The sequence below is a fragment of the Bacteroidia bacterium genome (assembly GCA_016218155.1).
In the GTDB taxonomy this organism is placed as follows: Bacteria; Bacteroidota; Bacteroidia; order Bacteroidales; family GWA2-32-17; genus GWA2-32-17.
This window is the reverse complement of record JACREQ010000031.1, coordinates 45,775-54,054: the sequence shown is the minus strand read 5'-3', so window position 1 is coordinate 54,054 and position 8,280 is coordinate 45,775. Positions and strand designations below refer to the sequence as shown.

Annotated in this window: 9 protein-coding genes; 5 read left to right on the top strand and 4 right to left on the bottom strand. The window is 34.2% G+C overall.

What is annotated here, in order from left to right; translation table 11 throughout:
• The coding region (locus tag HY951_04620; GenBank protein MBI5539319.1) for an ABC transporter ATP-binding protein at positions 1-1,078 on the bottom strand (1,078 nt) is incomplete at its 3' end.
• 108 nt (positions 1,079-1,186) lie between these two features.
• Positions 1,187-2,533 (bottom strand): adenylosuccinate lyase, encoded by a 1,347-nt coding sequence (gene purB, locus HY951_04615; protein ID MBI5539318.1) that lies wholly within the window; start codon positions 2,531-2,533, stop codon positions 1,187-1,189.
• A 191-nt stretch (positions 2,534-2,724) separates the two neighbouring features.
• Here purB and HY951_04610 point away from each other — a divergent pair, with 191 nt between their 5' ends.
• Together HY951_04610 and HY951_04605 are read left to right on the top strand one after the other, a co-directional pair.
• Positions 2,725-3,480 (top strand): menaquinone biosynthesis protein, encoded by a 756-nt coding sequence (locus HY951_04610; GenBank protein ID MBI5539317.1) that lies wholly within the window; start codon positions 2,725-2,727, stop codon positions 3,478-3,480.
• Between the two features lie 7 nt (positions 3,481-3,487).
• On the top strand, positions 3,488-3,925 hold the full coding sequence (locus tag HY951_04605) for a GNAT family N-acetyltransferase (protein MBI5539316.1): 438 nt from the start codon (positions 3,488-3,490) through the stop codon (positions 3,923-3,925).
• Here HY951_04605 and HY951_04600 read toward each other — a convergent pair.
• On the bottom strand, positions 3,912-4,730 hold the full coding sequence (locus HY951_04600) for an HAD family phosphatase (GenBank protein ID MBI5539315.1): 819 nt from the start codon (positions 4,728-4,730) through the stop codon (positions 3,912-3,914). The two genes, HY951_04605 and HY951_04600, sit on opposite strands and share 14 nt — an antisense overlap.
• 279 nt (positions 4,731-5,009) lie before the next feature.
• On the opposite strand from HY951_04600, the gene HY951_04595 reads away from it, so the two are divergent.
• The 3 genes from HY951_04595 (at position 5,010) to HY951_04585 (ending at position 7,527) form a co-directional block, all read left to right on the top strand.
• The gene (locus tag HY951_04595) at positions 5,010-5,270 is read left to right on the top strand and encodes a DNA-binding protein (GenBank protein MBI5539314.1); all 261 of its coding nucleotides are present in this window, start codon (positions 5,010-5,012) and stop codon (positions 5,268-5,270) included.
• A gap of 189 nt (positions 5,271-5,459) precedes the next feature.
• A complete protein-coding gene (locus HY951_04590; protein ID MBI5539313.1) occupies positions 5,460-6,227 on the top strand; it encodes an HD domain-containing protein in 768 nt (255 codons plus the stop codon).
• A complete protein-coding gene (locus HY951_04585) occupies positions 6,223-7,527 on the top strand; it encodes an NAD(P)/FAD-dependent oxidoreductase (protein MBI5539312.1) in 1,305 nt (434 codons plus the stop codon). The genes HY951_04590 and HY951_04585 overlap by 5 nt, the downstream gene beginning before the upstream one ends.
• Here HY951_04585 and HY951_04580 read toward each other — a convergent pair.
• Complete coding sequence (locus HY951_04580) at positions 7,517-8,128, bottom strand: fumarylacetoacetate hydrolase family protein (GenBank protein MBI5539311.1); 612 nt, start codon at positions 8,126-8,128, stop codon at positions 7,517-7,519. The two genes, HY951_04585 and HY951_04580, sit on opposite strands and share 11 nt — an antisense overlap.
• Between the last annotated feature and the right edge of the window lie 152 nt (positions 8,129-8,280).

Sequence of the window (8,280 nt, the reverse complement as noted above, 5' to 3'; positions counted from 1 at the left end):
TAGCATTCGCACTATTTTTAATACTATTCTCAGCACTAAGAATAGTATCTATACGATCCGCCGAAGCTAATCCCTTAATAATATTAAAATATGCGCTAGAAAATGATTTTGCCGGGTTGATAATCATATAAAAGCAGGCTACATAGCCAATTAGAACCTCCCCTGAGAGGTTGCTATTACCACTAAGAATAAGTTTTCCACCATACCATAGTACGAGTGCAATAACTACTGTTCCTAAAAATTCACTTAATGGCGAGGCTAGGTCTCGTCTGCGCCACATTTTGATCATTAGGCGAGTGTAAAAACTATTGGTATTCTCAAAACGCTTCGTAACCTTTCCTTCTGCATTGAATGCTTTAATGATTCGAAGTCCTCCAAGCGTCTCCTCAATAATAGAGAGAAGAGTGCCCATCCTTTTCTGCCCTTTAAAAGATGTTTTCTTCAAGTTCTTACCAATTCGACCAATTATAAAACCAGCAATAGGTAATAAGATAAGTACAAACATTGTTAAGCTGGGACTCATCTTGATTAGTATCAATAGATATACAATAATTGCAATAGGATCTCTAAAAAACATTTCCAGAGATCTAATTATTGAAACTTCTATCTCGTTAACGTCATTGGTCATCTTACTAATGATATCGCCTTTTTTTTCATCAGAAAAATAACTTAATGGCAATACCATTATCTTTTGAAATAGAGCATTTCTTATATCCTTAACTACACCGTTTCTAATTGGAGCCAAAAACCATAAAGCAAGGTATGAGAAAAGGTTTTTCAAAAATGAGGTTACAATAACTAAAAGAATAATAAATAATAGTGCTTTGGCCTTGCCATGTTCAGTAATTATTTGGGATACTAAGTAATTAAAGTATTGAGTTAATGAGTCGGCATTAAAAGTAAATTCTGGCTTGACTTCAACTAAAGGTTGTGTTCCAAAAAGCACTTTTAAGAAAGGGATTGCCATTAAAATTGAAAACAAGCCAAAAGCAGTCCCCAAAAGGTTGGTTATAATATTTGCTATTGCTTGCCATTTATAGGGATATATAAAGCGGAAAACTTTAAGAAATCTTTTCATCAACGTCAATTATTGTAATGTTAGTAGCAATTAATTTCGGACAAAGGTAAAAAATATAATTTGTGGTAAACACCTTATAATGTATTATTACAATCGAGGTTAATACCTTCAATAAAGACCTGTATAGCTAAAAGGTGTAATAAGTTTCAGTTGCTCTTTGATTTTTGGGCTAACCTCTAAACTATCAATAAATTGAACAACATCAGCTTGTGAAATGGGCTTATTGGTTCTAGTTAGGTCTTTTAGAGCTTCGTAAGGATTAGGATAACCTTCACGCCTAAGAATAGTTTGTATAGCTTCAGCTACTACGGTCCAATTTTTATTCAAATCGCTATTTATGGCCTCAACGTTAAGCAGTAGTTTATCAAGACCTTTTAAGGTAGACTTAAATGATATGAGTGTATGAGCCATCGGCACACCAATATTTCTCATTACAGTGCTATCGGTTAAATCACGCTGCAGGCGTGATATTGGCAATTTAGCAGAAAGGTGTTCGAAAATTGCATTTGCCATTCCAAAATTACCTTCGGCATTCTCAAAATCTATAGGGTTTACCTTATGTGGCATTGCAGATGATCCAATTTCGCCTTTTTTGATCTTTTGTTTGAAATAATCCATCGACACGTATGTCCAGATATCCCTGCACAAATCGATGAGGATAGTGTTAATCCTTTTCATGCAATCAAACTGTGCCGCTAAATTATCGTAATGCTCAATTTGGGTTGTTGTTTGAGAACGATTAAGCCCAAGAATCTGATTTACAAATCTATTTGCAAATACAATCCAATCGACTTCAGGATATGCGATGTGGTGAGCATTAAGATTACCAGTAGCTCCGCCAAATTTAGCAGATAATGGTATGCTTTTTAGCTGCTTAAGTTGTACTTCTAAGCGTTCAACAAATACTTTTATCTCCTTACCAAGGCATGTTGGTGAGGCTGGTTGTCCGTGTGTTCTTGCAAGCAAAGGCACATCCTTCCATTCATTGGAAAAATATTTTAATTTCTCAATAACTTGTTCAAGATAGGGAAAGTACACATTATTTAACGAATCCCTTAACATTAAGGGGAATGCCGTATTGTTAATATCCTGTGAGGTTAACCCAAAATGAATAAACTCCTTAAAATCACCCAAGTTATTCAAATCAAATTTTTCCTTTAAAAAATACTCAACAGCCTTTACATCATGATTTGTAGTTTTCTCAATTTCCTTAATTTGTAGGGCATCTTCAATAGAAAATTTACTACAAATTTCTCTCACAACTCCGAATGATGATTTATCAACCTTGGCTAATTGAAAAAGGGGTAACTCACATAAGGCAATAAAGTATTCAACCTCTACAAAAACTCGATATTTGATTAGTGCAAATTCCGAAAAGAAGGTGGAATACTCTTCAATTTTATCTTTGTATCTACCGTCGATTGGAGAAACCGCAGTTAATTGAGTAAAGTCCATAGTCAACTTTTAATTAAGAGCCAAAGTTAATAAAGAACCCTTGAAATTCGCTAATCTATTAGAAGATAGATTTAAAACATCATTATTTAATGGGTTATGGAACTCTTCTGTTCTGTTTTTACTAATTTCGTAGCAAGGTAAATAAACCTTTCCACTTGTAAGTTGTTAAAACACAATAAATAATTTAAAAGATGATAGAAAAGATTAGGGTATCGGCAGTATCATATTTAAACTCTATTCCTTTTGTTTACGGGTTACAAAATTCAAGTATATTAGAAAAAATAGACTTGTCGTTAGATTATCCAGCGGAATGCGCACGAAAACTTGCTGATGATGAAGTCGATATAGGATTAGTTCCTGTAGCTGTTATACCATCTCTACCTTATTATAATATTATCTCTGATTTCTGCATAGGTGCTGAAGGTCCAGTAAGGACGGTAGTATTACTTAGCAACTCACCAATTGAAACTCTCGATAGAATTTACCTTGATTATCAATCAAGAACATCTGTTATGTTGATTAAAGTTTTATCGAATAACCTTTGGAAAATTAACCCCGAATGGATTCCCTATACCCCACAACATACATTAAATGATATAGATCCTTATGATGGAATTGTAATAATTGGCGATAGAGTATTTGAATCTGAATCCAAATTTAAATATCGATACGATCTTGCTGAAGAATGGATTAGGCTTACAGGTCTACCATTCGTTTTTGCTGCATGGACTGCAAACAAACAGATTGACAAAACCTTCCTCGACTCATTTAACCAGTCCCTAAAACTGGGAGTTGAAAATATTGATGCATCTATTGATTCGCTCACCACACTTAATATAAGTAGGCTTGATGCTCAGCTCTATTTTAAGAATAATATCTCTTTCGACTTGAACAGTAAAAAGAAGGAAGCATTAAAGCTATTTTGGAGTCTTAGTAAAGAGATCTAATAAAATTATGGAAAAAATTACAATAAGAGATTTCACATCAACTGATTATCAGGGATTAATGAATGTTTGGCAACTTACAAACCTTGGTAGTGCTCAACGGGGAGATAACCTCGAAATTATTGAGCATAGTATTAATATGGGCGGTAAGATGCTAGTTGTTGAATCATCAAATAATGAGATTATTGGCACATCATGGATGACCTTTGATGGGAGAAGAATTCATTTACATCACTTCGGTATTCATCCTAACTATCAACGTAAAGGAATAGGATTACAGCTAGCAAAAGAATCACTCAAATTCGTTAAGCAAAAAGGTTATCAGGTGAAGTTAGAGGTTCATAAAAACAATATTGCGGCAATAGAACTTTATAAAAATTTAGGTTTCACCTATTTAGGTGATTATGATGTATACATCATACGAGATATTGGAATCATCGGAGGTTAATCAGCGCATCTTTTACAGCAAAATTAAAACCATACTCATTGTTAGATGGCACAACCTTATATAGGTTTTTTAACTCATCAGGTGCATTCGAAACAACATAAGAAAGTTCAATAAAATCGAGCATATCCAAATCGTTAAAGTCGTTTCCTATTGCAATAACCTCATTTATATTACATTTCACCTCCTCACCACAAAGCCAACTTATTCCATACGCTTTTGAAACATCAAGCGGAAAAATTTCCATCCAAATTGAAACTCCGTCCGAAGGGGATGTTGTTCTAATAACCTTTAATGTTGGAAATTTAAGGCTTAATCTTTTAAAAAGATCGGCATCATTGGGTAGAACGGCTATTATCTGAGTAGCTCCATCAGGAAATTCGATACCTGAGATGTATGGTCTACAAAATGCTCTATACGTCTCGATTCTTCTATCAAAATCGGAATTCTCATGATTAGCTGAATGATATAGAAAGCAATGATTGTGAGGTATTGGCTCGTGAATCATAAAATCAATTCCATGTAAAATCAAATCATCAACAACAGATTGAACCTCGTGCTGATATAGAAGACGAGAATTCAATATCTGTTTGTCTTTCCATCGAATCACACCAGCACCAGAAGAAAAAATTATATAGTCAATTGGAAAATCATCCGATAAAACCTTATTGATTGAGTAAAGCGAACGACCTGTGGCAATTGTTCTTACTATCCCCATTTCACCTAAACTGAATAATGTTTCAAGAACAGGCTTCTCAGCAATAGCATCACTATTCAGCAGTGTACCATCAAGATCTGTAACAACCATTTTTAGCATAAAAAAACATAAAAGGAATGCTCAAAGATAACCATTAAGTAAAAACCATTCTCATTCATCAAAATCTGAATTCTCAACCAAACAAGTCATCGTAAAAATCGTTTAATGACATATATCAACTTCCTGATTTTATTAACCATACCCAATCATGTTGTGGCTTCTAGGAATGGTTAATAAAATTAACATTAAGTAACAGTTAAATAATTTTTAATTCCAATTAGCATTTCATATATTTAAGCCCCATTTGATATCTTTAAAATCTTAACAAATATGACCAAATTAATAACATTTAATGAGTTAAGGAGGATAAAAGACAATCTTCCTTCAGGGAGTATGCAACATATCGCAGACAGGTTAAACGTGAATGTCGAAACTGTACGTAATTATTTTGGTGGGACAAATTACGAAAAGGGAGGTGCAGTAGGCTTTCACGTTGAGCAGGGACCCGATGGCGGGATTGTTACATTAGATGATTCAACGATACTAGATATGGCTAAGGAGCTTATCACAAGGTCGGGGGAATTAGTGTAGAAAACATTATATCTTCAAACTAAAAAAGCAGGATAAAAAATTGTCCTGCTTTCTTTTTTTTACGAAATTCGAGCTACGAATTTTTAACTAACTATAATGGAACTACTACTCGAAAAGATAAATAGCTCTGAGCAAAAATGGCTTAAACCTCTATACAAGCATAGTAAATCCCTTTTTCAAAATACACATTTGCCTTCCCACGATGCAGAGCATCATTTAAGAGTTTGGTTACATTGCCGTGGTTTACTTATTGAACTACATAAAGCAGGAATAAAAACAACTCTCGATTCTATTGACAAAGCTATAGTAGCCTGCTTCTTTCACGATGCAGGGTTAACATTGGATGTTGGGGAACAACATGGTTTTTTAGGTCGAAAAATTTGTGAAGATTTCTTCAAAGACAACCCTAACCTTCAAGTTCCTGATCTACCAGAAGTGCTTGATGTTATTGAAAAACACGACGATAAATCGAAAAAGGAAATCTCGACTGTTACCCCATATACAATGAAGACAATTCTGAGGCTTGTTTCAGCCGCAGATGATCTTGACGCATTGGGTTATATAGGAGTTTTTAGATATGTTGAGATTTATCTAAAGCGATGCATCCCTGACACTGAAATTCCTAAAAAGGTTACTACTAATTTAAAAAATAGGTTTTCGAATTTTTTAAGCACTTACTCAGGTCTTCCTAAATTCGCAGAAAGGCAAAAGATAAGGTATAAAGAAACCTTCGATTTCTTTGCTGAACTTGATGGTTACTTCTCGCAAAAGACTGAAATTCCAGATAGCCAACTCACTGTTTTTAAGATATTAAAAGAAAGTCTTGTTGAGAAAAAGTTAGGAATAGATGAAACCATTGAAGAAACTCTAAGAATAAATACTAAAGGTTATCCTCTTTGGTATTTTAGTAAACTTAGAAATGAACTTGAGGTGACATCGGCATTATTACTTGATTAATTACCCTTCTTATCAAATTATTTTGAAAAACTCCTATGATATTGCCATCATTGGTGCTGGTGCAGCTGGTTTACTTGCGGCAGGAAGTGCAGCAATGCTTGGTGCAAAAGTTGTTCTCCTAGAAAAAATGGAGAAACCTGCCCGAAAACTTAGAATTACTGGTAAAGGGAGGTGTAATATCACCAACATGAAATCTTTAGAGGAATACCTTAAAGAGATTTCACCTGAGCCTCGTTTCTTACGACAAGCATTTGGTTCTTTTTTCAACCAAGATATTGTGGATTTACTAAAAACAATGGGGGTTGATACTAAGATAGAGCGAGGTCAACGTGTGTTCCCCACTAGCGAAAAAGCATGGGATGTTGCCGAAGCACTTATTAAATGGGTAAAATCTTTGAACGTAGAAATCTACAATAACTCACAAATTGAAAATATTATAGTAGATGAACATATAATAAAAGGTATAAAGGTTAAAAATACAAAATCGGGATTAATTGATACTGTCAATAGTAAATGTGTAATTGTAGCAACTGGAGGTAAATCATATCCTGCAACAGGTTCAACTGGGGATGGTTACCAATTTGCAAAATTAGCTGGGCATAAAATCGAAAATCTACGTCCGTCTCTTGTTGGGATTGAAACTAAAACGGTTTACAATAAAGCCATAGGCTTAAATCTCAGAAATATCAATGCAACGCTTTGGATTGGTGGAAAGAAAAGCATTAGCGAATTTGGTGAGCTCTCTTTTACTGAATATGGGTTAGATGGCCCTATAATATTGCGATTAAGCAGGTTAATTGTTGATTCATTAACTAATAATAAAAAGGTCGAGATATCCTTAGATCTTAAACCAGCGTTGGATTATCAAAAAATCGAATCAAGAATACAACGGGATATTACCAATTCAAGTAAGATGAATATTGCCACATTACTTAAGGAACTTCTACCCTCTCAGCTAATTGACACATTCATTGAAATTCTGCGCATCGATCCGTTAAAACCTGTAAATCAATTAAATATTAAAGACAAGAAGAGCCTTATCAACCTACTAAAAGATTTTCGTATTGAAGCAACAAACTTCAGAGGTTGGGATGAGGCAATTGTAACCGCTGGAGGTATCTCAATAAAAGAGATAAACCCAAAAACAATGGAATCCAAAATAGTTAGCAATCTCTATTTCGCAGGAGAAATAATTGATGTTGATGGTAATACAGGAGGTTATAATCTCCAAATTGCATTTTCAACAGGATGGCTTGCTGGTAACTCCGCTGCAAAAAAAGTATTAGAATCTACCTTATAAAAAAATCAAGCATTAGCTCATCCTCCAAATAAGCCTTTAGCCTATCCCCAACTTTAACAGGGCCAACACCAACAGGAGTTCCAGTAAAAATAAGATCTCCTGTTCTCAAGGTTATGAATTTAGTGACATAGGAGATTATATGATCGAATTTGAAGACCATGTCATTAGTGTTACCCTTTTGAACAATCACATCATTCTTTTCGAGTTTGAAATTAATATTATTGAGGTTCTCAAACCGCTCCTTTTTAACAAAACTACTGATAGGTGCTGATCCATCGAAAGCCTTTGCCATTTCCCAAGGCATTCCCTTATCCTTGCAGAGTCGTTGTAAATCGCGAGCGGTAAAATCTATCCCTAGACCTATTTCATTATAGTAACGATGTGCAAACTTCTCGCTAACATTTCTACCTAACTTATTGATTTTTAAAACAACCTCTAACTCATACTGTAAGTCGTTAGTAAATTCAGGGTAAAAGAAAGGGTTATTGTTTCTAACTAAACTGGTATCAGGTTTTAGGAAAAAAACAGGAACCTGTGGTATAGGATTATTCATTTCCCTAATGTGATCCATGTAATTTAGACCAATACATATGATTTTCATAGGTGTAGAATTAGGTTGTATGATTGTTTACTAGAAAATTGCTCTCAAAATTGATTAAATTATTTTGAAAATAATTATAACACCCCACATTTATCTCATCTAATTTCATCTTGATATATTAATTCTACTTTAACAGATTTGAAATAAACTTG